Origin of the sequence: Autumnicola aciditolerans, from assembly GCF_041679265.1 — a bacterium.
GTDB lineage: Bacteria > Bacteroidota > Bacteroidia > Flavobacteriales > Flavobacteriaceae > Autumnicola.
On record NZ_JBGFSM010000009.1, the window covers coordinates 101,557 to 126,082 of the forward strand.

Consider the following 24,526-nt stretch of genomic DNA (forward strand, 5'->3'; position numbering starts at 1 on the left):
ACTGAAAGTTTCAAAACTACAAAGATAATCTTACTAAAAGAAAAGCCGTTCAATTTAGGAACGGCTTTCATTTTAATTAGATACTTACCTGCCGGCGTTTATTCCTGAACCCGTAATAAAAAATATAGGCATAGCAGCACATTACCAGGATAAAAGCCACATTAAAGCTAAAGCTGTCTACTAAAAAACCATAGGCGGGCGGGATAATAGCTCCTCCCACAATCATGGTACACAATACTCCGGAACCCTGGGGTTTATCGTCTCCCAAACCATCTAGCGCAAGGCTGAAAATGGTGGGAAACATTATAGAATTGAAAAGTCCTATGGCTATAATGGTCCACATAGCCACCAGGCCTACCGTAAAATTAGTAATGAGGAGCATCACTACCGCACAGGCAGCAAAGGTGCTTAATACCAGAGCGGGATTCATGATTTTGGTAAGGTAGGATCCTATAAACCTGCCAATCATTGCGCCGGTCCAGTAGAAAGTCACAAAAACTCCCACTACGGCCATACTGCTGGCCTGAGTAACACCTGTGGAAAGGATCCATTCCGCAATTGTGCTCATAAAAGGGGTGTTAATAATGATTTCACTAAGATTTAGGCTCAGGAAATAATTTACCATATAACTGCCCAAAGCAACCTCTGCTCCAACATAAAAAAATAGGCCAATCGCGCCCAGGATAAGGTTTTTGTTCTTCAGTACTTTTCCATAATCATTGGAAGCGGCGGTATCTCCAATTTTTGGCAGTTTTACAAACGCAAAAATAACAGCGATTATGGCAATAAAAATGGCGATGCCTACAAAAGGTACCTGTACTGCGGCTGCTTCAGAAATATAATATTGCTTTTGCTCTGTGGCATTCATAGACGCAATTTCTTGTGAAGTCATTACTTTATCGCTAAGGATAAAAAGGGCACCAATTGCCGGAGCAATAGCCGTTCCCAGGGAATTAAATGCTTGCGAAAGGTTAAGCCGGCTGGAGGCAGAACTTTCCGGACCCAGGATGGTTACATAGGGGTTGGCGGCCACCTGCAGGATAGTAATCCCGCCAGCCAAAATAAAATAACCAAGCATGAATACTCCAAAGATCCTGTAAGAGGCTGCGGGATAAAATAAAAGGCAACCGGCGGCCATAGTACTTAATCCTAATATAATTCCTTTTTTATATCCAATTTTAGAGAGGATATATCCTGCAGGAATAGAGAGTAAAAAATATGCCCCGAAAAAGGCAAATTGCACCATCCCCGCCTGGAAGTAACTCAGGGTGAAAACTTCCCGTAACCTTGGAATAAGGGAATCTACCAATACGGTAATGAAACCCCAGAGAAAGAATAAAACAGTTAAAAAGATAAATGCCGTACGATAGGATTTTTGCTGATTCATTTTGAAATGCTTCGTGTTTAGATATAAAATTTACTTAGATTATTTGAAGTTTCCCGGTTTTGGTATAGGGCATAAGAAAAGCCCTGGTGGAGACAGTAGGAACCCACCTCACCATTTTTATTTAAAGCTACAAAAGCTACCTGAAAATCCTGGTAATTTGGATTTTGTTTTACAATCCGCTTTACGGCAGTTTCGCAGGCTTCCTGGGGAGATTTCCCCTGTCTCATTAATTCCACAATTAAAAAACTGCCCACGCTTTTCATTACCGCTTCTCCCATGCCCGTAGCCACAGCGCCGCCAATTTCATTATCCAGAAAAAGTCCTGCGCCAATTATGGGAGAATCCCCCACACGCCCATTCATTTTATAAGACAGCCCAGAAGTGGTGCATGCTCCTGCAATATCTCCTTTTTCATCTATGCACAGCATTCCAATAGTATCATGATTTTCGATATTAATGATTGGCTTGTAATTTTTATGCTGCAGCCATTTCTTCCATTCTTTTTCAGATTCTTCGGTTAAAAGGTTAACCTTTTCAAAACCGTTTTCTAAAGCAAATTGTAAGGCACCTTCCCCGGCAAGCATTACATGCGGGGTTTCTTCCATTACTTTTCGGGCTACAGAAACAGGATGAGCGATGTGTTTTAGGTAAACTACCGAACCTGCGTTGCCTTCCGGAGACATAATACAGGCGTCCAGGGTTACATGGCCATCTCTGTCTGGAGCTCCGCCATTGCCTACCGTTGTGTTTTTTAGATTTGCCTCTTCCACCCGCACACCCTCTTCTACAGCATCAAGGGCATTTATCCCCCGGGATAGCATTTCTCCTGCTTTTTTAGTGGCATTTTGAAAATTCCATGTGGCAACACATATGGGGGTATTTTTCATCATGGAAAAAGAGTTTAGGGAAGCAAAGTTTAAAGTTGAAGGAGTGGCGGCCAATGAGGCACCTGCCATTCCTGTATTTTTAATAAAATCTCTTCTTTTCATCAGGCGGGCGAACGTGATTTTAAGCGGGCGAGAAGTTAGGCTTTCGGCTCCAATTATACAAGAATAATTCAGCTTTAAGAAAAGATGGCCAGCATAAAAATTGCTTATCTCGTTATCAGATTAAAAATCAGATAATTTGCCAGGGTGGCATCCTTAAGATTTATCTTTGCCGAAAATTTAAAAGTTCATGCGCTGGATTATTTTTGTGGTTGCTTATGTGCTGCTGGATGTTTATGCTTACCAGGTATTCAGGACCATTAGCCGATATTCGTGGGTTTATTATATTTATTTGTTCCTGTCACTGGCTGTTCTGGCCAATATTATCTATCAGTTTAATACCGGTAATGGAGAAGGCTGGGCCGGGGCAAAATCTTATGCCATAGGTTTTTTTCTGGTGTTCTTTTTACCCAAACTCGTCTTCTTCATATTTATGTTTGGGGAAGATTTAGTAAGACTGGTAATAGGGACTGGTAAAAAAATAGCAAATACGGGCAGTGACTTCCACCTTCCGTCGAGAAGAAAATTTATTAGTCAGGTGGCGCTGGGGCTGGCTGCTGTTCCCTTTGCTTCTGTTCTCTACGGCATGTATAAAGGGCGCTATAATTTTAGGGTGCTGAAGCATACACTATATTTTGAAGATTTGCCCCCTGCTTTTGACGGGTATAAGATTAGCCAGATTAGCGATATTCACAGCGGCAGTTTTGATAATCATGAAAAGATACAATACGGTGTAAACCTGTTGAAAGAGCAGCAGAGCGATGTTATCTTTTTTACCGGCGATCTAGTAAATAATAAAGCTTCTGAAATGGAAGGTTGGAAGAAGTTGTTTTCTTCCATAAATGCACCGGACGGTGTTTTTTCTATTCTGGGAAATCATGATTATGGAGATTATATTGAATGGGAAAGTGCTGCCGCTAAAGAAGCCAATCTGGACAGGTTGAAGAACATTCATGCGGAGATGGGCTGGGATTTGTTGCTTAACGAGCATCGCTTTTTGGAAAGAAGTGGTGAAAAAATCGCCCTGGTTGGCGTGGAAAACTGGGGAGCCGGGGGATTTAAAAAGAAAGGTGATCTTGATAAGGCGGGAGCGGGATTAAGTTCCAAAGAATTTAAAATTCTGCTAAGCCACGATCCTTCTCATTGGGAAGAAAAAGTGAGGTATGATGACAAACATTACCAGCTTACCCTAAGCGGCCACACCCATGGGATGCAGTTTGGAATAGAAATTCCAGGCTGGATTAAATGGAGCCCAATCCAGTACAGGTATAAACACTGGGCAGGAGTTTACGAAGAACTGGGCAGGGCCATTAACGTAAATCGCGGTTTTGGGTTTTTAGCTTACCCGGGCCGTGTGGGAATCTGGCCTGAGATAACTGTGATTGAGCTAAAAAAAGGCCCTAAACCTGCATAGTAAAGGGAAATTATTATATTTGATTTAAGTAAGAAATTCAGGTTAATTAGCCTGTTTTTATAAAAGCGCGTTATATGTCAAAATTTGGGGAATTAGTAGATTTAAATATTCCTGTGTTGCTGGATTTTTTTACCGACTGGAATGAGTCTTCAAAAGCCATGCACCCGGTACTTCGGGATGTGGCTGCTGCTTTGGGCGATAAGGCGAAAGTGATAAAAATAGATGTAGATAAAAACGCACAGCTTGCCGAAGCATTGCGTGTAAAAACACTCCCTACGCTAATGATCTATAAAGAAGGTGAAATGAAGTGGAGGCAAAGCGGGGAGCAGGACGCCAACACGCTCATAAATTTGCTGCAGGAATACGCTTAAAGGCGCCTGAAATTATAACCTTTACTGCTGAAATGTTTTAAAATCTGCGGCAGGACCTTCTCCAGGTTTTTAAAAGCTTTTATGCTGTCGTGAAAAACTACAATACTGCCTTCCCTTGTATTTTTCAGTACATTTTGCAGGCATTCTTCTTCAGGTAAATTCCTGTTGAAATCGTAGCTTATAATATCCCACATTACAATTGTATAACCCGCTTTGGAAAGTTTTCGCGCCTGGCTGTTCTTGATTTTACCATAGGGCGGGCGAAAGAGGTTAAAGTTAGGAGTTCGTGGTTTGGAGTCTATAATCTGAAATTCGGATTGTTCATTCCCTCTTTTCCTTTTTTGCTCATTTACTTCTGAAATTATTACTTCTTCAGCCTGAAGAGTATTTTCAATATATGCTGAAGTAGCGGTTTTCCAGCCGTTAAGGTGGTTAAAAGTATGGGTTCCCACCGCATGCCCTTCAGCAATAATCCTTCTGAAAATTTCCGGATGCTTTTGCACATTATCACCAATACAAAAGAAAGTGGCTTTGGCATTGTATTTTTTCAGAAGGTCCAGCACCCAGGGAGTAACTTCCGGCACAGGCCCGTCATCAAAAGTGAGATAAATGGAGTTGGTGCCTTTAATTCGCGTAAGCCTTTTTGGATAAAACCATTTCAGGAAAAAAGGATATTTAACCAGTAAGCTGTTCATAATGATCTAATAAAAGAAGCCACGAAAATAGGCATTTCGTGGCTTCAGTTTTATTTGAAAAATATTACTCCTGAAGTTCCTTTAAGGAATCTACGGGTAAGGAATCTATCCTGCCCTGCGGGTTCATTTCCCTGTCAAACTGATCTTCAATTATTTCCTGCTGCGGATTGGTTTCCGGTATTTCTTCTTCCTCTGCATAAAAATGCCTGAACATCCTTAGGTATTCGTTAAATTCTTCAGCCTTTTCCCGAACAATCTCTTCATCCTTCTGTCTTACGAGGAGGTCTACAAGGCTGCGGTAACGCTCAATATTAGAGATAATCTCATCAGCATAGCGATATTGCCGGTCCAGATCCCAACTACTGTAATATTTGAGGTTTTCCTGGTATTTTTGTGCCACCTGCTCCCAGATTTCCCGGGCTTTTTCAGGCTCATTTACTTCATAATAGCCGTTGATGTAAGGCTCTAAAAGGGAATAATAGCCATATTCATCTATAGGCATTTTTTCCATTGCCAGGTCAAGAATCTCTTTAGCTGCAGTGGTATCGTTTTCTCTAAGCAGGTTTTCTACCAGCCTGGCGAGATTGCTCCTGTAGGTAATGGCATTTTTGCGGGTTTCAGGATCGTGATAAATGTTAGGGTCTCCCATATTTCCCCAGTCCCAGTGCTTGACGATATTGTACATCTTTTGGGTATTGACCCGGCCCATATCAAAAGGATTCCTTGGGTCTACCGGTGTGCGGATTGGCACGAGCTTATAGGCCACGCCTTCCAGCTGCAAGTAGTCTTTCATCCACAGGTAATCTTCATCCCCAAAGCTGCCGCCGGTAAAATAAATGGGGCGTTCCCAGTTATTGTTGGCAATAATATCCAGCATCATCAGGCGGTTTTTGTAAAGCACCCGGCCATCTATTTTTATGTCTATATGATCTACAATTTCTCCAGCTTCATCTGGCTGAACTATTCCGTTTTCCAACACCGCCTGTTTGTCAACAGGTATTCTTACAAACTGGGTGGGGTAAGTATTTACAGATTGCCCTCCCTGAAGTTCAGCTTTGGTACGAGGATCGTCGCTTTGAATAAAATTAAGCCATGTGCTAATGTCTAAAGTGTCATTGGTACGCTGTTCAAGGAAGATCGCGTCATTTTTCCCGGTGTAAAAATCGTGACTTAGTTGCGATGGGATGGCATCGCTTTCAAAAGCCTTACGTTTCATCTGGTCTATATACCAGTCGGTAGCGAATAAACTGGTATTGATCACCCGAACATCGGTACGGTATTTTTCTACCTGCTGGGCATACCAGAGGGCGAAAGTGTCATTATCTCCAATGGTGAAAATTATCCCGTTTTCTTCAACAGAATCCAGGTACATCTTGGCCATGGCAAGCGCTGTAAATTTGTTGGAACGGTCGTGATCGTCCCAGTTCTCGCTGGCCATTAGCGTTGGAACTGCAAGGAGTGTTGCAATTACCACCACGGGAACGGCAATTTTAGGCTTTACAAAAGCCTTGAGCTTATCTATAAGGGCGTAAACCCCAAAGCCAATCCAGATGGCAAAAACGTAAAAAGAACCTACCAGGGCATAATCCCTTTCCCGGGGTTCAAAAGGCCTTTCATTCAGGTAGATTTTAAGGGCAATTCCCGTAAAGAGGAAAAATACCAGCAACACCCAAAAAGTGTTTTTATCTTTTTTAAATTGAAAAACCAGCCCTATTAATCCCACGATCAAGGGCAGGAAATAATAGGTGTTACGGGCTTTGTTGTTTAGCGCGTCACTGGGAAGGTTTTCCTGTGGCCCCACATGCATCCTGTCAATAAAATCTATTCCGGAGATCCAGTTTCCGTTCAAATCGGTATATTTTCCCTGGATATCGTCCTGCCGGCCCACAAAATTCCACATAAAATAGCGCCAGTACATATAACCAATCTGGTATTCCAGCAGGTAAGCAATGTTGGAAGCAAAAGAAGGTTTTTCAACATCTATATAATCGCTAAACCGGCGCAGGAAATTATGATAATCTTCATTGGTAAGCTGGCCACGGGAATAGCTGGTGCGAAATTCATTAATAGCCTGCATTAACTGTTGTTCTCCCTGGTATTCGGGTTTAACGGTAAAATCCAGCGGCCCGGTGAATTCCATGTAATTTACGGCGTGCTCAGTACTCCACATCCTTGGTAGGAAGGCTTTGTGATTATCATCCAGGTTCTGCCGAGCGTTCTTGTAATCATTAACAATTACATATTTCCCCAGCTCTTCATTTTTCTCATATATAGGCTTGGCATCCATATAAGGATTATCTTCGTCCAGGCCGGAATACATTTCAGACCATTGGGGCCCGTAAAATAGATAAGTCTCCCCATATTGTTCACGGTTGTAGTAAGCCAGAAGTTCCCTGGCGTTATCTGGACTGTTCTCATTTATCACCGTGGGCGCATTGGAACGGATGGGCAGCATGATCCAGCTGGAAAAACCAATGAGGATAAACAGGATACAGAGTAGAAGCGTATTTAGCTGGTAGTAATTTTTCTTCCGGGTATAATTTATTCCGAAATAAAAAGCGGTGATAATAACCAAAAAGGCTATTATGGTACCTGTATTAAAAGGCATCCCCAGGGAATTGGTAAAAAATACTTCTGAAGCTGCAAAAAACGTGAGCGTGTACGGCAGCAGAAGTTTAAATATGAACAAAAGTACCGCCACCACCACAATATTGGCGATAATAAAATTCTTTACAGTGACCTTTTTATAGTTCTTAAAGAAGTAAAGAAAGCCAATGGCGGGGATGGTGAGTAATCCTAAAAAATGAACTCCAAAAGAAAGCCCTATGACCAGGCTTATTAAAATAACCCAACGGTTGCCGCGTGGTGTAAACATGTCTCTTTCCCAAAGCAGTCCCAGGTAAAACATAATTGCCATAAAACAGGAAGCCATGGCGTAAACTTCGGCTTCTACCGCGCTAAACCAAAAGCTGTCTGTAAAGGTGAAGGCAAGGGAACCTACCATTGCACTTCCCAGGATGGCCATTTTTTTAGAAGCAGAAAGTTTTGCTACAGGTCCGGTAATTTTTAGAAGCAGCAACGTAATGGACCAGAACATAAACAAGATGGTAAAGGCGCTGGCCAGGCCAGACATAAAGTTCACCATAAGGGCTACTTTGCTGTTATCTGGCGCAAAAGTGGAAAAAAACGCGCCCATCATCTGGTAAAATGGAGCTCCCGGCGGGTGCCCTACTTCAAGATTGGCAGAGGTTGCTATATATTCTCCCGCATCCCAGAAACTTGCTGTAGGCTCCAGGGTTGAACTATACGTGGCAAGGGCAATGGCAAATACCAGCCATCCCAGTATTTTGTTCCACTTGCCAAAATTAAAATCTGTCATTTTTATTTGAAGTTGAATCCCCAGTAGGGTTTAATTCCGCGAGGCAGGCCCCGACTTTAATTTTTTTAAGATACCTCGCAGGATTATGCGGAGGTGTTTATAATAATGTGGCGAATTTAATAATAAATATATGAATGCCTGATTAACGGACTTTAAAACAAAATATTTTTCAGATATTTTTTAAATAAATTTGAACAACATTTCCCGTACCAAAACCGCTCGCAAAATTTTTGAAGATGTTTTTGTAAAATTATTCCAAAAATTGTTTGTGTAAAAAGAAGTTTGTTTTAAATTTGCATCCGCATTTAAGCATTGGCCTATGGTGTAACTGGCAACACGTCTGGTTTTGGTCCAGAAGAGTCTAGGTTCGAGCCCTAGTAGGCCAACAAAAAAATGTAAAACCGAATTGTGAAAACAGTTCGGTTTTTTGTTTTTATACATCTTTAGTGACTTTCATAAAACAGTAAAAATTACTTCTGTAATTTGCAGGATTCACTTCTTTTTCTGCAGTGTTTTTCTTAGTTTTTAAAATAGAAATAATTAGCATTTTTGCGCCTGTATTATTAGCGACAAGCCGCGTAAAACCTGTGCATTTCGTATCTTTGTGGTATAAAATCTTTGGCCATGAAAAAGAAGATTTTTACCTCTCTCGCTTTGCTTGGTTCCTTAATAATTTCAGCTCAAAATCCGGAAGGATTTTTAGGTTCCTGGACGCTTATTGCGGGCCGGCACAAAATTGCTGAAAAATGGAGTATTCCCACCATTGCCATTCTGCAATATTATCGTGTTTATGAGGATTTTCAGTTTGTGCTGGCAAGAACCGGGATTAGTTATGACCTGAGCCCACAGGTACAGGCTACTGTGGGTTATGACTATTTTCATTCTGAAGCATTTGAAGGATCCGCAGCTTCGGGAAAGGATCAGAACAGGCTTTTTGAAGAACTGGTTTTGAAGAATAAATACAAAAATTTAGGTGTTTCGCATCGCTACCGGCTGGAAAGCATCTGGACCAGCCAAAATGATGAAAACAGCCTGGCACATAGAGTAAGGTACAGGCTTAACCTGCAATACCCGCTTTACAAAAACCTTTATGCCACGGCTTTCGATGAAATTTTCACCATCCTGGAAAAACCGTACTTCAATCAAAATCGGCTGCATCTTGGTTTTGGTTATGTTTTCAATCCGCACTATAAAATGGAAATTGGATACTTCAGGAGCAACTTCAGTACAACTTCCTATAATCGGGTTAGGGTGGCGATTATTTTTAATACGGATTTAAGTAAAAAGACGAGGTGATACTGATTTTCCCAAGAGCGCAACAGAATATTTTCTTCTGAATAAAACTAGGAAGAAGCTTCAGACAGTTACAAGAGGAAGTCCTAAAGCGGGAAGTGAATCTTCAGGTAAGAAAAAAGACCGCAATCCTTTTCAACTTTAGGCTCGCGGTCTTTTCCATTCAACCTTTTATTTTTCTACAAATCTGAAGGTATTTTATGGTGCTCGTCAATTAGCGGGCCTCCTGCCACGATTTCTTCGGAAGCTTTTACCGCAAACTTTTCGAAGTTAAGATGGAAAGAATGTGCCAGCTGAATGGACTTTTGGATATATGCGCCTTTTTGAAGCCACGTATTTATGGGATTTAATATTTCTGAAGGTACGCCGTGACAATATTTTGGCATTTTTAACCCGAAAATAGGGTGGGTTTCATAATCTACATCCTGTAAATTGCCTTTCAAAATTTCAGAAATCATGCTTCGGGTATATTTCAGTTTAATTCTTGACCCCACCCCATAGGGGCCGCCGCTCCAGCCGGTATTAATCAGCCATACATTAACATTTGCTTCCTGCATTTTGTCGCTTAGCATTTCAGCATAAACAGTAGGATGCAACGGCATAAACGGTTCGCCAAAACAGGCGGAAAATGACGGAACAGGTTCAGTTATTCCAGCTTCAGTACCGGCAACTTTGGCGGTATATCCTGAAATGAAGTGATAAGCGGCCTGTCCCGGAGTAAGTTTGGAAACCGGTGGCAGCACTCCAAAGGCATCGCAGGTAAGGAAGAAAATATTCTGCGGGTTTTCAGCATAAGAATTCTCCTGGATATTCTTAATATGATCAATGGGATAGCTCACCCTGGTGTTTTGGGTAATTGTGCTGTTAAAATAATCAACTTCGCCGGTGCCTTCTTTAAAAACTACATTTTCAAGAAGTGCCCCTGGCTTAATGGCGCGATAAATGTCGGGTTCATTTTCTTCAGTAAGGCCAATCACTTTTGCATAACAGCCGCCTTCAAAATTGAAAATTATATTATCCCGGGTCCAGCCGTGCTCATCATCACCAATCAGTTTTCTTTCAGGATCTGCGGAAAGGGTGGTTTTTCCTGTACCTGAAAGCCCGAAGAAAATGGCTGTGTCCCCTTCTTTTCCAACATTGGCAGAGCAATGCATGGGAAGTACATTTTTTTCCAGCGGAAGGATAAGGTTTAAAGCTGAAAAAATTCCTTTTTTCATCTCCCCCGTATAAGCTGAACCAGCGATAAGCGCAATTTTGCGGGTAAAATTCAGAATGCTGAAGTTGCCCTGGCGCAAACCATAGTTTGTAGGATTTCCTTCAACGTATCCTGGTGCACAAAGTACCAGCCAGTCTTCTTCAAAATTTTGCAGTTCTTCCTCGTTCAGCCTTAGAAACATATTCTTCACAAAGAAGTTGGACCAGGGGTATTCTGTAATCGTCCTTACATTCATTCTGTATTCAGGATAGGCACACACGTAGCCGTCATGCACATAAACCTCTTTCCCAGAAAGATATTTGGCCACTCTGTTGTATAAGAAGTCAAAATTTTCCGGGGAAATGGGTTTGTTTATTTTTCCCCACCATACTTTGGAGGTATAATCATCCTGGACAAGAAAACGGTCCTGGGGAGACCTACCGGTAAATTTTCCCGTATTCACGGCAAGGGTGCCATTATGGGTTTCTTTGCCCATTCCTTTTTCAATAGTGATTTTCTGCAGTTCTTCTCCGCTGAGGTTCCATTGTATCACATTGTCCCTTAAACCATACTTTTTGAGATTATTGGCTTTTGGACGGTCTAGAACATTTTCCATATTATTAATTTTAAGTTAGTTATTACTCTAGTAAGGCCATATTGCCGGAACCAGTAAGATGGTGGTGGCAAACATTAACAGCAGCAGGGGAGCCCCCACTTTAAAATAATCTACAAACCTGTAATTCCCGGCAGACATAACCATGGCATTTGTTGGCGTAGCCACTGGAGTAAGGCAGGCAGTAGAAGCGCTTATGGCCACTGTTATTAAAAATGGCGCCGGGGAAACCTCCAATGTTGTTGAAGCAATTAGGGCGATTGGGGCCATAAGAATGGCCGTAGCCGAATTGCTAATTGCCTGGCTGAATAGTGAAGTCACTAAAAAGAACCCTGCCAGAAGCGCGGTTGGATGTATCTGCCCAAGGCTCTCTACCAAAGCCCCGGCGGTAAGTTGAGCCAGGCCTGTTTTTTGAAGGGCGGCACCCATTGGGATCATGGCGGCGATCATTACCACGCTGGTCCAGCTAATATTACTGTAGGCTTTTTTAATGGGAACACAGCCGGTTAGCATTACCACCCCGGCGCAAATTAAAGCCGCAACTGCGCCAGGAAAAACATCAAGAACCAGCAAAACGATCATGGCCAGTAATGCTCCCATCGCGATATAAGATTTTGTGCCTAAAACATCTACGTCTTTGCTCATGTTCTCCGGGCTGCCCACAATTACCAGATTTTCATGCATTGCCTTCAGATTTTCAATATTTTCCCAGGAGCCTCTAATCAGCAGGGCGTCCCCGGCCTGGATTTTTATGTTATTTTCTTTTAGTGCTTTACTGCCACGGTTTGCCCCCAGTAACTGAATATCGTTTTTCTGAAGATAACGGCCCATCCCAATGTTTTCTCCTACCAGGCTGGAGCCGGGGGTCACCAGCATTTCGGCCATTCCCACTTCCTGATTGATAAATTCCTCTTTTAAGCCTTTTTCATCTGGTGGGCCGGGCACGATACCCAGGTTGAACAGGAGTATAAGCTTATCTACCGCTTCTGCACTGCCTTTAACCGTGAGGATATCATGATAAAGCAGCTTGGTTTCCTGAACAGGAAACTCCACATAAGGATGAATTCCTTTAAGGGGTTTAGGATGCCTTCTGCGCAGCCTTACTATAGAAATATTATACTTATCTTCCAGGTTCCAGTCCTTAATCCGGGTGTTTAAAAGCTGGGACATAGACCTTATTCTAAGGCGGTAAAGGTTTTCGCCAATGCTGAAATGTTCTATCCATTTATGCATTTCAGAATCTATATTGGCGGGGCGGGCGACAGAAGACCTTTCTGGCAGCAGTTTGTGACCAAAGAACCTGAAGTACAACAATGTTACCATTAGCAAAGGAACTCCTATAAGGCTGAACTCAAAAAAGGAAAAACCTTCAAATCCATTCTGCGCCAGCGTATTGCTTACGATAATATTTGGAGGAGTACCGGTTAAAGTAAGTAATCCTCCTGTATTGGAACCATAAGCCATGGGAATTAGCAATTTTGAAGGTAGGGTTCCCGCATTCCATGCGGCTGAAACCGTCATGGGCATTAAAGCGGCCACCGCCCCGGTATTGCTTACAAAACCCGAAAGTACCCCGGAACCCAGGGTAATTAGCACCAGCAGCCTATTGGTGCTTTTTTTTGCCATGGCAACAAATTTCTGGCCGGCAAGGGCAGTCCACCCGGTCCTGGAAAGGCCTTCTCCAATAATAAACAGGGCGGCAATCATAATCACCGTTGGATTGCTGAATCCGCTAAGGGTTTCCTGAAGGTCCAGAATGCCGGTAAGGAACAGCGCCAGCATAGACATTAAGGCTACAACATCTGGGGGATATTTATCCCAAACAAACAGTCCCAGGGTAATTACCAGTATAATTAGCAGGATATACATGTTTCATATATTTAGTTACTAATCGAGTACCAGCAGGGGAGTTTGGGTATGCAGGGTTAAAATCCTGGTAAGCCTTCCTTCAGAAGCATCTCCGTTCTCTAAATGGGTATTAGGCATTATGGCCAGCATATCCACATTATGGTTATCCAGATATTCCATAATTCCTTTTTCTATATCTTCATTTTCAAGAAAAGAGTGGTGGGAATAAAACATCTCCAGGAAGTATTGGAGGGTGTTTTCATTGCTCTCATCATCTTCAGAATATCCCATTGCTGTCTTTTCTTTATCGATGGTGAGAATATGCACTTCAGCTCCAAATCTTCGGGAGACTTCCAGTAAAGTGTACAAAGCATCTTTATCGGCTATTTTTTCTTTCCCAAGGGTGAGAATGATGGTTTTAAGTCTAAAGGGTTTTGCTTTTTCAGGGATTACCAGCACCGGAAGGTCTGCTTCCTGAACAAATTTGGAGGTTCTTGTGGCAATGCTCTCTTCATTTGGTTCTGCTCCTTTTGTGCCCATTATCACCAGGTCTATTTCCAGTTGCTCCTGGATTTCCAGTATGGAAGGAATTAATTTTCCGCCACGAACCAGGGACTTTATTTTTGGAGCTAATGGCTTGTGGTATTTGGAAATTGCTTTTTCCAGTTTATGCTCAATTTTTTTCTCGTCGGCATCTTTATCTTTTATATGAAGAAGATAGAGGAGAACAGATGGGTCTTTGGCTGAAAATTCAACCGCATAATCCAAAGCGTTCACGGAAGCTTTGGAAAAATCGAAAGGAATAAGCACGTTTTTCATGACAAGAAGATTTAAAGTATTGAACAGGTTGCTTCTGAAAAAGCCTTTAATATGGATATAAATATAGCGGTGAAATGCTGCGGGAAATATGACGGTTGTCAGTTCTTAAACCAATAAATTTCAGGTTTTTACATCGAAAACGATTGAAGTTTCAGGTGCTTGGGATGCCAGGTTTAAAATCAAAAAAAACAGCTCAAAATTGCCAAATATCTTGCCGGTATATTTCAGCACAGAAATTTCAGTTGTAAAAAAGCGTGAGTGGACATTGGTGCGGAATTTTTAAGATTGATTCTCTATTTGCCATAGCTTTTGTATTTTCGTGAGAAATTTAATCCCGGTGGAAAAAAAAGATTTTTTCAGGAATAAAAATGTTTTCAATGTGCTGTTTGAGGCAGCTTCAGAAGGGATTATAGTAGTAGATTCTTCACAAACCGTTATTGCGGCAAACAAGCCGGCAGAACACATGTTTGGTTATAAAGAGGGTGAGCTTTTGGGGCAGCCGCTAAACTTTTTGATTCCCCGTAATTACCGCCAGGATCATGGCAAACATTTTAGGCATTTCCTTAAAAACAGTGAAAAAAGGCAAATGGGGCATGGGCGGGATTTATACGGCCTTAAAAAAGACGGAACAGAATTTCCCGTAGAGGCCGGCTTAAATCCTTTTGTTATAGACGGGGAGGAGTATGTAATGTCTTTAATTATAGATATTAGCATACGTAAAGAAACCCAGCGGCAAATAACAGAACTCAACACCCAGCTGGAGGATAAAATCCAGGTACGGACTAAAGAATTGCAGGAAAGCGTTAAAAAGCTGCAAAAACTAAACCTGGACCTGGAAGATGAAATTCAGAAGCGGAAAGCGGCCGAGCGCAAAATAAAAGATGCCCTTCAGAAGGAAAAAGAATTAAACGAGCTCAAGACCAAGTTTCTTTCCCTTGTTTCCCATGAATTTAAAACCCCTCTTAGCGGGATTCTCACTTCAGCTACCCTGGCTGAAAAATATACCAGGGGGGAACAACAGGAGAAACGTGAGAAACACCTTGGCACCATAAGGAACAAAGTGCATTATTTAAATAATATCCTTAATGATTTTCTGTCCATTGAACGTCTTGAAACTGGCAAAGGCCAGTATAAATACACTTCCTTTAGCCTTAAAAGGCTAATTAATGAGGTGGTTTATAATGCAAATATTACCTTAAAGCACGGGCAGGAAATTATTTATCCTAAAGATATTGAAGACAGGATGCTCTACCAGGATGAAAAGATACTGGAACTTATTCTTTCCAATCTCCTGGGTAACGCGATTAAATATTCTCCTGAAGATACGCTGATTAGCTTTAAAGTTAACGCGGAAGATCACCAGGTTTGTTTTGAGGTAAAAGACCAGGGAATAGGAATTCCTGAAAAAGATCAAAAACATATTTTTGAACGCTACTTTAGGGCAGAGAACGCCCTTTTGGACCAGGGCACGGGAATAGGTTTAAATATTGCCAAAACCCACCTGGAAAATCTCGGGGGGAGCATCAATTTTGTAAGTAAACAAAACGAAGGCACCACATTTACGGTAAAAGTTCCTATCCTAAAATAATACGTAAATTCAAGAAACGCCACTATGAAAAAAGTATTGCTAATAGAAGACGATGTTACCGTAAGAGAAAACACAGCGGAACTTCTGGAACTATCAGATTATGATGTGCTTACGGCCTCCAACGGCAGGCAGGGAGTGGAAAAGGCAAAAGCAAACCTCCCTGATATTATAGTGTGTGACATTATGATGCCAGAAATGGATGGTTATGGCGTGCTGCAGGAATTGAGCAAAAGTGAGGAAACCATTAATATCCCATTTATATTTCTTTCAGCAAAAACAGAGCATAAAGACATTCGTAAGGGGATGGACCTGGGGGCAGATGATTATCTTACCAAGCCTTTTGAAGAGGAAGACCTGCTTAGCGCCATAGAAAGCAGGCTGGCTAAAGTTTCTATCCTTAATTCCTTCAAAAAAGAGAAAAAGCAAACCGCACCCGTTGCCGGGGATACCAACCTAAAGGGGATAGAAGACCTGCGTAGCATTATGGGCAATTATGAATTGCTGGAATTTAAGAAAGGCGAAAATATTTATGAACCGGGTAAGCAATCCAACTATTTTTACCTTGTAAACCGTGGAGTGGTAAAAGCGCATAGAATGGATAGCCAGGGGAAAGAATTAATTACAGAGCTTTTTAAGGAAGACGACTTCTTTGGAAACATGTCTTTTAACAGCGCAACACCTTATAAAGATTTTGCCACCGCAATGGAAGATACCCGGCTATATGCCATCTCCAAAGAAGAGTTGCATAAGATTTTAACAAATAACGGGCGGGTTACGCTACAGCTGGTAGAGGTGTTAAGCAATAGCTTATCTGGCTTAAAAGAACAATTAATGGGAATGGCTTATGGATCGGTGCGTAAAAAAACAGCGAATACTATTTTATTGTTTGCTGAAAAAATTAAAAAGCATCCGTTAAAAAGCATCAGGATTTCCCGGGCAGATCTTGCGGGAGTAGCCGGAATGGCTCCCGAAAGCCTTATCAGGACACTTTCAGATTTTAAAAAGGAAGGCATGATAGAAATAGAAGGGCGGAATATTAAATTGCTCGATTCCCAGGCTTTAAAAAGCGTAGTTTAGGTTTTTCAAAAAATTCCCGGAACTGATATTGGTCATTTTTCACGGGGAATGGTTCGTATAATTTTGTATAAATTACTTGAACCAGATGTGATGAATGTACTAATCCTGACTGATTTTTCAGAAGTGTCGGATAATGCAGGCAAATATGCCCTGGATTTCCTTGGCAGTACCCCTGGCCAGATTTATGTCCTCAATATTCAGGATATCGATTTTAATAAAGCGGCGCCAGATGTGCTGGAGCAAAAAATGCTGGATATATCCCGAAAATTGCACAAAAGTATAACACTTTTTAAACGGCATACCAAAAATCCAAATCAGGAGTTTCACAGTATATTATCTTCAGATAATCTTATTAACGCCGTGCGAAAGTGCGTTGATGAAAAGAAAATCGATTTAATTTTTATTGGCGCAGTAAGCCTTGATGCCCGTCACCATCCTCTTCTGGGAAACCACGCTTATGAGGTGGTGCGAAAAATAAGGTGCAATATTGTGGCGGTGCCTGGAAGCAAAAAATACAAAAAGCCAAAAACGAGTATTCTGCCAATAGATTATTCGGTTTTAACTGAAGAAAAAATCTACCAGCTCATCAAAAACTGCAGTTTTGTTAAGGATACCAATATGACCGTACTTGAAATAGAAGAAAATTCACCGCGATCCCTTAAGAAAAAGGCGGTATCCCATAGCCTGCCAGGAATGCTTAACGGTGCCACGGTAGATTATGTAGATATGGCAGCACCGGCAATTTTTAGCAGGGATGTTTTGTTGGAAATACAGGATAAGTTTGATATTATAGTGGTCCTGGGAAAAAATCTTAATGTTTGTGACCGGTTGCTTCATACCCGCTACGGCCTTTGCTCAACAATAGATAATCAGCTTCCCATTCTTGTGCTTCACGAATAGCGAACCACATTTCACTACTTTTATTCAGAAGCGAAATAAGCCTTTTCTAATAGCGGGGCTCTATTTTTTACTAAGCTGAAGAAATGTCCGTAATTTTTAAGAAGGAAAACTAGTATTTATTTTGGCCTACTGCTGAAAATCTTCAGGTAAAGGTGCGTAGACATTTTTCTGGCATTGTGTTTTGCCCTTTCGGCCAGTGCTCCGCTGAAGTTTTCATCAATTGTTTCAAACCAAAGGTTTAGCCAGATCCCAAAGTGATATTCATTTATTTTATTATGATTATCATGGTCTACTTTTACATGCGCAAATTGAGGATTTCCTTTGTAACTTCCGGTAAAGAAAAGGTTACTTTCCCAAAAATCAGTAAGTTTATTAAGATGTGCGTCCCAATCTTTAATACTGTTATTGAAAAAGTAGCCTATTTCCCTGTTCTTCCTTACTTTATTATAAAAGGAAGATATTAAATAATGTACGTCTTTCCTGTCCCTAAGGTCTCTGTTCATTACAGGGGTACATTTAAAGCGATTAATATTGCACTTAAAAGGCAGCTGGCTATAAAAGAGTTTACCACGTGCTTGGCTTTTAGTTGTGCCAGTACCGCAGCGTTAAAACCCATAGATACAACGACTACAAAAAACAGTTGGATCATATTCGTCAAAGTGTGGCCGTTCATTAAAATCATCATCGCGGCAACGGCGCCCATACAACTGGAAATAATTATTCCCGCACTCACATATCCATAATAGGATTCCTGAAAGTTAGCTACAAAGTCCTGATAGAGTTTCATGATATTTCTTTTTTAATTACCACGTAAAATTACCATGAAAGCCCTGGCTAAAATATGACTGTAATCATATTAAGCCGTATTTGTATATGTTTAATAAGGTGAAATTCAGGAATGTGAACGTACCACTTTTATAATTTCATCTTTGGGCAGGACGCCGCTTTGTCTCCATAGCTGTTGCCCTTGTTTAAACAAAATCATGGTGGGCACGCCTCTTACCTGATATTTTCCCGCCAGCTCCTGATTTTTGTCCACATCTATTTTCACGATTTTCACTTCTTCTCCCAAAGAAGCTTTGGCATCTTTTAGAATAGGAGCAAGTGTTTTACACGGGCCGCACCAGTCGGCATAAAAATCTACCAGCACTGGTTTTTCATCATTTATAATCTCGCTGAACTTACTTTTCATAACAACTGAATTTTAATAAAAATGCCGAAAACTGATAAAAATCGAGTACGGCTTTTTAAAAACTTTTACATCTAAAAATACGAAAAATCAATATTTCTATGCGGGAAAATGGGCGCTCTCTTTATCCTGTTAATTTAATTTTTTCTGAAGCTGAGAATTGAGGTTCCTCTTTATTTTTGTGGCTTTACCACAAGATTGAAATTAATTTCTATATCGTCTTTAATTACAATTAATCCGAAAAATTTTCTTGGAGGTTCCAATCCAAAATCTTTGATGTTTAGGTGGAGACTCCCTTTATAATTGGGAGTGGGGCAATTTATAATTGTTACCGGTATAATATAGTTTTTTTCAATTCCGGCCATTATAATATTTACCCTTGCCATTGCATTATCTTCTTGATCAAAAGAAACTTTTTTAAGCTCCAGTTTTATGCCGGGATATTTTTCGGTTTGCATAAGGGCATTAAAATCTTTATTAATCGCCCTGTTGCCACAGTCAAAGCCCTTATTTTCCAAATTTAATACAGCATTTTTAAAATAAATACTTCCGGTTTCTTCAGAATATTGAAATTCATGTTTCCCCTTGAGCAGCGAAGTGTCAAACTCGCAGTGGAAGGCGCTAATGTTGGTGTCGCCACTTATATTCAAAACGCTTTCCGGAAGGATCTGTACAGTTTTTTGTTCATATTGTTGCTGGGAAAAGCAGGTTGAGGTAGCGAGGCCAAGAAGAAATAATAAAATTGCGTTTTTCATAGCTTCAGTTTTTAAGTTTGCTTTAACGGGCAGCGATTTTGGGAAGAATTTTAATAAATGTGGGGAGACAAATGTCCCCCCGCTTTTGGCTAATTCAATTTTTTTTAGAAGCTGATGACTGCTTCAAACACTACTCCATTAAACTTACCTCCATTGTGGATATCTGTTGTAGGAAAATCGTTATACTCCTGGTTTACATATTCAATCTTGCTAAGGATGTTTTTGGTCATAAACCAGCCGGCACCCAGGTTGTAACGGTTAACAGTTACATCTTCACCACTTTCCAGTTCTCCGTTTACAGAATTGTAACGTCCTCCTATATAAAAGTTTTCAGTATTTCCAAAGCGGTAGATCAATTCACCTGCATACTGGTTCCAGGTTCTTTGATCTGCTTCAGCGGAAAGTTTTCCTGAAGCCCTTTCGTAGATTCCGAAGAATTCAAGTCCGCCAAATTTTAAGAACGGGTTAATCATAACAGCGGTAAGTTCATTCTTAAGGTTTGGGTTTACCCTGGCAGATCTAAAGCCGTCACCGGCGCCTTCAGGAGTCGTCATTAGGCTGTAGTAGCGTGATCCTGCACGGTCACCGCTGTAAAGATATGCGCTTGAGGTTTGGTTGGTGTGGTATATAGACCCGGTTAACCTGAACCTGAAATCATCGGTAAAATTTTTATCGTATCCAATTTTTGCCAGTAAAGAGGGGCTTGTATTACCTGGATTAGTAACATTTTGGTTCAATTTGCCGTTGGTAGCGCCAAGCATTCCCAAAAATCCATTGTTAAAATAATATACTTCCACACCAACTTCAGTAGTAAAACTATCCATTAAGTAGTTTCCAACAAAAGGGTTGTAAAGTGCCATGGCATTATCTGTCCTGCGGAAGTGCGCATCGCCATAGTTATTTTCCATGTGTCCAATCTTGATCCTCATGTGATCCATAAGGCCTTCAGCAAAACCTTTACTTATAAAGTCCAGCTTGTCTATTTGAAGGTAACCGCCTTTTACGTAAGTTTCATTGTGGTGTTGAGAAGACAGATAGGTTCTAAGGTGTAACCTCACACCATCATAAAGCATCACATCAAAATCCAGGTTAGCGGTGGCAAGGTTAAAATTATCGCCAACATCGGCCAAAGCGGGAGTGGCGGTATTACCCGAATTTTCCTGATCTATGGCCTGGAACTGAAGTGCAAAAGCACCTCCCACGCGAACGTTTATTCCATTAAAATCTGTTAAAGTATCCTTGTGAGGTTCAAAAGTGTCAAGGCCTCTTTGGTCTGGATATCTAAAGTTGGGTAAATCCCTGTTCCATAGATTATTTTCCTGAGCCTGCATTTGCATTCCAAAAAACAGGGCAATTGCAATACCTAAATATTTGAGTAGATTTTTCATTTTAGTTTATTTTAAAAGGTTGAAATAGTTATTTAGAAAATGTTGTTTGAAATTTAATCTTCACTTCGTCACCGGTGGTGATAGCGCCAAACATGGCTGTTGGCGGATCAATTTTATATTCAGACATTTTTACTTTTTCACTGCCTGAGAGCACGATCTTACTTTGGCCTAATTTTGCGTTAAAGGTGATGTCTACAGGTTTTTTTGTTCCTGCAATTGTTAGATACCCGCTGGTGGTCACCACGCATTTTTCGCTAGAGGTACAATCTATATTCTTGACTTTGTTGAGGGTATAAGTGATTTTCTTGTGCTTATCTGTTTCCAAAGCCTTATAGGTGTTTTTGTCCATTGCACCTTTACCGCTTTTTAGGCTTTCTGCTATTACGGTAAATTCAAGATTTTTAATTTGAGTTAACTGGCCATCTTTTAATTCGGCAGTAAGTGTTCCTTCAAAATCCTCGGCTTCTATTTCCCAATCGTGGATATTGGAAGTGCCTTCAATCTTCATATTGGAACCTGTTTTTTTTACGTTGAATGTTTGTGCGGTTGTTGAAACTGAAATTATCATGAGAAGAAAGCTTCCTGCTGCCAACCAATAGTTTTTAAAAGTATTCATGGTTTCCTGTTTTTATTTGATACAAATTTGAGGCAGGAATGCCGGGAAAATTATGACGATAATCAGCTTTGGCCAGATTTTATGTACAGGCTTGTCCAGGAAAGCTCCAGAGGTATTAGCAAATGATTACTCCGCCGCCCCAATTTAATCTGAAACTTAGGTGTGCATGATTTTTGTATATTGCGCCCAAGAATTAGAATTTTTTTTCTAATCCTTTTTAGGTGAGCCCCAAGCCTTATGAAAAAAAATCATGTACCCTACTTCTCTCCCCCTCTTATAAAGAGGCCGGTTGCTGCCGGGGTTATTACATTCCTCTTTTTTACCGCACTTGGATTTTTTATTCTTTGGCAACGTTTTCATTTAGCTTTAAAAGAGGAAGAACAGGAAACGTCGGCTATAAGTAACCTTATAGAGCAAAATATTGAGCAATCCCTGGCATACAGTTATGCCGCGGCCCTTTCTTTGGCACTACAAGTAGATAAAGATGGGAATGTTTCAGATTTTGAAGAAATAGCCGGCCCTATTGTAGATAATAACCCTAATATAGATGCGGTACAAATGGTCCCGGGAGGGGTTATAAAAAAAGTCTACCCTTTTGAGGAGCATAAAGATGCTCTTAATTACAACATTCTGCAGGATCCGGAGGTAAATAAAGAGGCCTTTAAAGCTATAGACACAAAGAAGATGTATTTTGCCGGTCCATTAGAGTTAAAACAGGGCGGAATAGCTGTTATTGGCCGTTTACCGGTATTTATAAAGAATGAATTCTGGGGATTTTCAGCGGTGATCATCTATCTGGATAACCTGCTGGAGCAGTCTGGGATTAAGCATCTTGGAGCCAGTAAATTTGCAATTCAATTTGGTAAGGTAAACCCGGAAACGGGCACAGAAACATTTTTTCTGCCTGAAATAGCGAATATGGGCAATTCATATTCAGAAGAAATAACCCTTCCTGAAGGAGACTGGAGAATTTATGTAGCCCCTTTAAATAACCATCATATTTTGGAGGCACAGTTTCCTATAGCCATATTACTTTTTTTTGTGTCTGTATTTTTGGGTTGGTTAGCGTATTTACTGGCCAGGCAACCAGCAAGATTACAGGTGCTACTGGAAAACCAGGCAAAGGAGATGGCAAAAAATGAGCTGAAGTTCCAGACCATATTTAATCAGGCGGCCATTGGTATGGCATGGGTAGATTCCAAAACCGGAAGATTGCTGCAATCAAACAAAAAGTTACAGGAGCAATTGGGTTATTCTAATGAAGAGCTGGTAAATATGGAATACAGCAAGATCTCACATCCCCTGGACATTCAGGAGAATAAGAGATTAATGGCTGAGCTTAGTAGTAATAAAAGGCGGGGGTATAGCCAGCAAAACAGGCTTGCCAAGAAAAACGGGGATTATATCTGGACAAAATTAACCGTTTCGCCTCTGTGGGAGACGGGGGAAGAACCTACCACACATATTGCTCTGGTAGAAGATATTTCTGCGAGAGTGCAGGCCCAGCAAAAACTAAAAGAGAAGGAAAGGCGTTTTCGTGCTTTGGTGGAAAATTCGCATGATGTTATTCTCATCCTAAATAAGGAGGGGCAACTTACTTACTTTTCACCTGCACTTAAAAGAATCACGGGCTATAATGATGAAGAATTGTTACAGATAAATGTTGCAAGCCTTCTGCATCAGGACGACCTGGAAAATATACGGGAGCAAATGAAATTTATATATCATAATCCCGGAATTCCCTGTGCGGGTGCAGTGGCGCGTGCAAAAACTAAAAATGGAAAATGGCTTTGGGCAGAATCTACAATTACCAATTGTATTAAGGAGGAAAATATTAATGGATTTATAATTAACCTGAGAGATATTACCGAAAAAAAGGAAGCCGAAATGCATTTAAAAAACTCTTATCAAATGCTAATGGAGAAAAACGCCAGGCTCCTTAATTTTTCCTATATCGTCTCTCATAATTTAAGGTCTCATACCACTAATTTGGAATCGCTGCTTCATCTTTATAATACTTCCTGTTGTGAGCAGGAACGTAAAACCTATATGAATCTGCTATTCACAGTATGCAACGCTTTAAACAACTCCTTGTATGATTTAAATGATGTGGTTTCCATCCATACAGACCTTAACCTTAAAGTGGAAGAGCTGGCAGTAAATACCTGTCTTAAAAAAGCGCTGGAAGTTCTAAAGTCTCAGATAAAATCTTTAAACGCCCGGGTGGTGGTCAAGGTTCCTGAAGAGATGGTGGTGGCATTTAATGCAGCCTATATGGAAAGCGTCTTGCTTAATTTTCTTACCAATGCGCTGCGCTACAGAGATACCAGGCGTACACCAGAAATGGTAGTTCACGGGTATCTTGAAAACAGCAAATGGGTTCTGGAAATTTCAGATAATGGAATAGGAATTGATATGAAGAAGAACTCTGGAAAGTTATTTGGGCTCTATAAAACCTTTACAAAAAGGGAAGGCTCGAGGGGTATTGGTCTTTTTATGGCCCGCAATCAAATACATGCAATGGGTGGAGAAGTGACGGTAAAAAGTAAAGTGGGTGTAGGAACAACTTTTAAAATAATGTTTAAATGATGGGGAAGAGGAGTATTTGCGTAATAGATGATGATGAAATTTATCAAATGATTATGCATAAGGTAATTGGAAGGGTTGGTTTTTTTGATGAGAAAAAAAGATATTGTAGTGCAGTAAGTGCTTTACAGGATTTTCAGGATTTAGAGAAACCTCTGCCTGATGTTATTTTGCTGGACATTAATATGCCAGAAGTAGACGGGTGGCAGTTTATAGAAAATATGAGGAAATTAAGGCCAGGTTTTACTGAAGAAACCCGGATATATCTGGTTACTTCTTCTATAGCTCATTCTGATATTGAAAAAACCCGAACGTATCAGGAAATACATGAATTTGTTAGTAAGCCAGTGAGTATGGCAAAACTGAAGGAAATTGGAGAATCTTTATTTATAAAGAAACAATAAAAAACTCCGGTGGTGCCGGAGTT

Annotated in this window: 21 protein-coding genes and 1 tRNA gene; 9 read left to right on the forward strand and 13 right to left on the reverse strand. The window is 40.8% G+C overall.

Annotated elements, in window-relative coordinates; translation table 11 throughout:
• Positions 1 to 76: 76 nt before the first annotated feature.
• The gene (locus AB8M93_RS11545) at positions 77 to 1,387 is read right to left on the reverse strand and encodes a sugar MFS transporter (RefSeq protein WP_373057774.1); all 1,311 of its coding nucleotides are present in this window, start codon (positions 1,385 to 1,387) and stop codon (positions 77 to 79) included.
• A gap of 17 nt (positions 1,388 to 1,404) precedes the next feature.
• Positions 1,405 to 2,376, reverse strand: coding sequence for a glycosylasparaginase (locus AB8M93_RS11550; RefSeq protein ID WP_373057776.1), 972 nt, complete (start codon positions 2,374 to 2,376; stop codon positions 1,405 to 1,407).
• 187 nt (positions 2,377 to 2,563) lie between these two features.
• Here AB8M93_RS11550 and AB8M93_RS11555 point away from each other — a divergent pair, with 187 nt between their 5' ends.
• Positions 2,564 to 3,787, forward strand: coding sequence for a metallophosphoesterase (locus AB8M93_RS11555; RefSeq protein WP_373057778.1), 1,224 nt, complete (start codon positions 2,564 to 2,566; stop codon positions 3,785 to 3,787).
• A 74-nt stretch (positions 3,788 to 3,861) separates the two neighbouring features.
• Positions 3,862 to 4,158, forward strand: a complete 297-nt coding sequence (locus AB8M93_RS11560; protein WP_373057780.1) for a thioredoxin family protein — start codon at positions 3,862 to 3,864, stop codon at positions 4,156 to 4,158.
• Here the strand turns inward: AB8M93_RS11560 and AB8M93_RS11565 are convergent.
• Entirely contained in the window at positions 4,155 to 4,853 is a 699-nt protein-coding gene (locus AB8M93_RS11565; protein WP_373057782.1) for a polysaccharide deacetylase family protein, read from the reverse strand. The genes AB8M93_RS11560 and AB8M93_RS11565 overlap by 4 nt on opposite strands.
• Before the next feature lie 64 nt (positions 4,854 to 4,917).
• Positions 4,918 to 8,232 carry a glycosyltransferase family 117 protein gene (locus AB8M93_RS11570; RefSeq protein WP_373057784.1) on the reverse strand — a complete coding sequence of 1,105 codons (3,315 nt, stop codon included), beginning with the start codon at positions 8,230 to 8,232 and terminating at the stop codon, positions 4,918 to 4,920.
• Between the two features lie 313 nt (positions 8,233 to 8,545).
• Between AB8M93_RS11570 and AB8M93_RS11575 the strand changes: the two genes are divergently transcribed.
• Together AB8M93_RS11575 and AB8M93_RS11580 are read left to right on the forward strand one after the other, a co-directional pair.
• Positions 8,546 to 8,618: transfer RNA gene (locus AB8M93_RS11575), tRNA-Gln, on the forward strand.
• Between the two features lie 238 nt (positions 8,619 to 8,856).
• On the forward strand, positions 8,857 to 9,528 hold the full coding sequence (locus tag AB8M93_RS11580; RefSeq protein WP_373057786.1) for a DUF2490 domain-containing protein: 672 nt from the start codon (positions 8,857 to 8,859) through the stop codon (positions 9,526 to 9,528).
• A 176-nt stretch (positions 9,529 to 9,704) separates the two neighbouring features.
• Here AB8M93_RS11580 and pckA read toward each other — a convergent pair whose 3' ends face one another.
• Genes pckA through AB8M93_RS11595 form a run of 3 tightly spaced genes read right to left on the reverse strand, consistent with a single transcriptional unit; the run spans position 9,705 to position 14,000 of the window.
• Positions 9,705 to 11,336: a phosphoenolpyruvate carboxykinase (ATP) gene (gene pckA, locus AB8M93_RS11585; RefSeq protein ID WP_373057788.1), complete on the reverse strand. Its 1,632-nt coding sequence runs from the start codon at positions 11,334 to 11,336 to the stop codon at positions 9,705 to 9,707.
• A gap of 27 nt (positions 11,337 to 11,363) precedes the next feature.
• Positions 11,364 to 13,202, reverse strand: a complete 1,839-nt coding sequence (locus AB8M93_RS11590; RefSeq protein WP_373057790.1) for an SLC13 family permease — start codon at positions 13,200 to 13,202, stop codon at positions 11,364 to 11,366.
• Between the two features lie 18 nt (positions 13,203 to 13,220).
• The gene (locus tag AB8M93_RS11595) at positions 13,221 to 14,000 is read right to left on the reverse strand and encodes a universal stress protein (protein ID WP_373057792.1); all 780 of its coding nucleotides are present in this window, start codon (positions 13,998 to 14,000) and stop codon (positions 13,221 to 13,223) included.
• A gap of 337 nt (positions 14,001 to 14,337) precedes the next feature.
• Here AB8M93_RS11595 and AB8M93_RS11600 point away from each other — a divergent pair, with 337 nt between their 5' ends.
• From AB8M93_RS11600 to AB8M93_RS11610, 3 genes are all read left to right on the forward strand, one after another.
• Positions 14,338 to 15,588, forward strand: coding sequence for a PAS domain-containing sensor histidine kinase (locus AB8M93_RS11600; protein ID WP_373057794.1), 1,251 nt, complete (start codon positions 14,338 to 14,340; stop codon positions 15,586 to 15,588).
• 24 nt (positions 15,589 to 15,612) lie between these two features.
• A complete protein-coding gene (locus AB8M93_RS11605; protein ID WP_373057796.1) occupies positions 15,613 to 16,665 on the forward strand; it encodes a response regulator in 1,053 nt (350 codons plus the stop codon).
• 63 nt (positions 16,666 to 16,728) lie between these two features.
• On the forward strand, positions 16,729 to 17,565 hold the full coding sequence (locus AB8M93_RS11610) for a universal stress protein (RefSeq protein WP_373057798.1): 837 nt from the start codon (positions 16,729 to 16,731) through the stop codon (positions 17,563 to 17,565).
• A 116-nt stretch (positions 17,566 to 17,681) separates the two neighbouring features.
• On the opposite strand, the gene AB8M93_RS11615 is transcribed toward AB8M93_RS11610, so the two are convergent.
• The 6 genes from AB8M93_RS11615 to AB8M93_RS11640 all read right to left on the reverse strand — a co-directional run bounded on the left by AB8M93_RS11615 (position 17,682) and on the right by AB8M93_RS11640 (position 21,513).
• Positions 17,682 to 18,068 carry a group III truncated hemoglobin gene (locus AB8M93_RS11615; protein WP_373057800.1) on the reverse strand — a complete coding sequence of 129 codons (387 nt, stop codon included), beginning with the start codon at positions 18,066 to 18,068 and terminating at the stop codon, positions 17,682 to 17,684.
• On the reverse strand, positions 18,068 to 18,352 hold the full coding sequence (locus AB8M93_RS11620) for a hypothetical protein (RefSeq protein ID WP_373057802.1): 285 nt from the start codon (positions 18,350 to 18,352) through the stop codon (positions 18,068 to 18,070). The genes AB8M93_RS11615 and AB8M93_RS11620 overlap by 1 nt, the downstream gene beginning before the upstream one ends.
• Before the next feature lie 105 nt (positions 18,353 to 18,457).
• Entirely contained in the window at positions 18,458 to 18,757 is a 300-nt protein-coding gene (gene trxA, locus AB8M93_RS11625) for a thioredoxin (protein ID WP_373057804.1), read from the reverse strand.
• A gap of 170 nt (positions 18,758 to 18,927) precedes the next feature.
• Positions 18,928 to 19,509: a YceI family protein gene (locus AB8M93_RS11630; protein ID WP_373057806.1), complete on the reverse strand. Its 582-nt coding sequence runs from the start codon at positions 19,507 to 19,509 to the stop codon at positions 18,928 to 18,930.
• 104 nt (positions 19,510 to 19,613) lie between these two features.
• The gene (locus AB8M93_RS11635; RefSeq protein WP_373057808.1) at positions 19,614 to 20,897 is read right to left on the reverse strand and encodes a hypothetical protein; all 1,284 of its coding nucleotides are present in this window, start codon (positions 20,895 to 20,897) and stop codon (positions 19,614 to 19,616) included.
• A 28-nt stretch (positions 20,898 to 20,925) separates the two neighbouring features.
• A complete protein-coding gene (locus tag AB8M93_RS11640; protein WP_373057810.1) occupies positions 20,926 to 21,513 on the reverse strand; it encodes a YceI family protein in 588 nt (195 codons plus the stop codon).
• Positions 21,514 to 21,750: 237 nt separating this feature from the next.
• Here AB8M93_RS11640 and AB8M93_RS11645 point away from each other — a divergent pair, with 237 nt between their 5' ends.
• Positions 21,751 to 24,102 carry a PAS domain S-box protein gene (locus tag AB8M93_RS11645; RefSeq protein ID WP_373057812.1) on the forward strand — a complete coding sequence of 784 codons (2,352 nt, stop codon included), beginning with the start codon at positions 21,751 to 21,753 and terminating at the stop codon, positions 24,100 to 24,102.
• The gene (locus tag AB8M93_RS11650; protein WP_373057814.1) at positions 24,099 to 24,503 is read left to right on the forward strand and encodes a response regulator; all 405 of its coding nucleotides are present in this window, start codon (positions 24,099 to 24,101) and stop codon (positions 24,501 to 24,503) included. The genes AB8M93_RS11645 and AB8M93_RS11650 overlap by 4 nt, the downstream gene beginning before the upstream one ends.
• The last annotated feature ends 23 nt before the right edge of the window (positions 24,504 to 24,526 follow it).

Bases quoted from the DNA above. Each gene is read 5' to 3' on its own strand.
- AB8M93_RS11545 (WP_373057774.1), bottom strand. From the start codon at position 1,387: ATGAATCAGCAAAAATCCTATCGTACGGCATTTATCTTTTTAACTGTT.
- AB8M93_RS11550 (WP_373057776.1), bottom strand. From the start codon at position 2,376: ATGAAAAGAAGAGATTTTATTAAAAATACAGGAATGGCAGGTGCCTCA.
- AB8M93_RS11555 (WP_373057778.1), top strand. From the start codon at position 2,564: ATGCGCTGGATTATTTTTGTGGTTGCTTATGTGCTGCTGGATGTTTAT.
- AB8M93_RS11560 (WP_373057780.1), top strand. From the start codon at position 3,862: ATGTCAAAATTTGGGGAATTAGTAGATTTAAATATTCCTGTGTTGCTG.
- AB8M93_RS11565 (WP_373057782.1), bottom strand. From the start codon at position 4,853: ATGAACAGCTTACTGGTTAAATATCCTTTTTTCCTGAAATGGTTTTAT.
- AB8M93_RS11570 (WP_373057784.1), bottom strand. From the start codon at position 8,232: ATGACAGATTTTAATTTTGGCAAGTGGAACAAAATACTGGGATGGCTG.
- AB8M93_RS11580 (WP_373057786.1), top strand. From the start codon at position 8,857: ATGAAAAAGAAGATTTTTACCTCTCTCGCTTTGCTTGGTTCCTTAATA.
- pckA (WP_373057788.1), bottom strand. From the start codon at position 11,336: ATGGAAAATGTTCTAGACCGTCCAAAAGCCAATAATCTCAAAAAGTAT.
- AB8M93_RS11590 (WP_373057790.1), bottom strand. From the start codon at position 13,202: ATGTATATCCTGCTAATTATACTGGTAATTACCCTGGGACTGTTTGTT.
- AB8M93_RS11595 (WP_373057792.1), bottom strand. From the start codon at position 14,000: ATGAAAAACGTGCTTATTCCTTTCGATTTTTCCAAAGCTTCCGTGAAC.
- AB8M93_RS11605 (WP_373057796.1), top strand. From the start codon at position 15,613: ATGAAAAAAGTATTGCTAATAGAAGACGATGTTACCGTAAGAGAAAAC.
- AB8M93_RS11615 (WP_373057800.1), bottom strand. From the start codon at position 18,068: ATGAACAGAGACCTTAGGGACAGGAAAGACGTACATTATTTAATATCT.
- AB8M93_RS11620 (WP_373057802.1), bottom strand. From the start codon at position 18,352: ATGAAACTCTATCAGGACTTTGTAGCTAACTTTCAGGAATCCTATTAT.
- trxA (WP_373057804.1), bottom strand. From the start codon at position 18,757: ATGAAAAGTAAGTTCAGCGAGATTATAAATGATGAAAAACCAGTGCTG.
- AB8M93_RS11630 (WP_373057806.1), bottom strand. From the start codon at position 19,509: ATGAAAAACGCAATTTTATTATTTCTTCTTGGCCTCGCTACCTCAACC.
- AB8M93_RS11635 (WP_373057808.1), bottom strand. From the start codon at position 20,897: ATGAAAAATCTACTCAAATATTTAGGTATTGCAATTGCCCTGTTTTTT.
- AB8M93_RS11640 (WP_373057810.1), bottom strand. From the start codon at position 21,513: ATGAATACTTTTAAAAACTATTGGTTGGCAGCAGGAAGCTTTCTTCTC.
- AB8M93_RS11645 (WP_373057812.1), top strand. From the start codon at position 21,751: ATGAAAAAAAATCATGTACCCTACTTCTCTCCCCCTCTTATAAAGAGG.
- AB8M93_RS11650 (WP_373057814.1), top strand. From the start codon at position 24,099: ATGATGGGGAAGAGGAGTATTTGCGTAATAGATGATGATGAAATTTAT.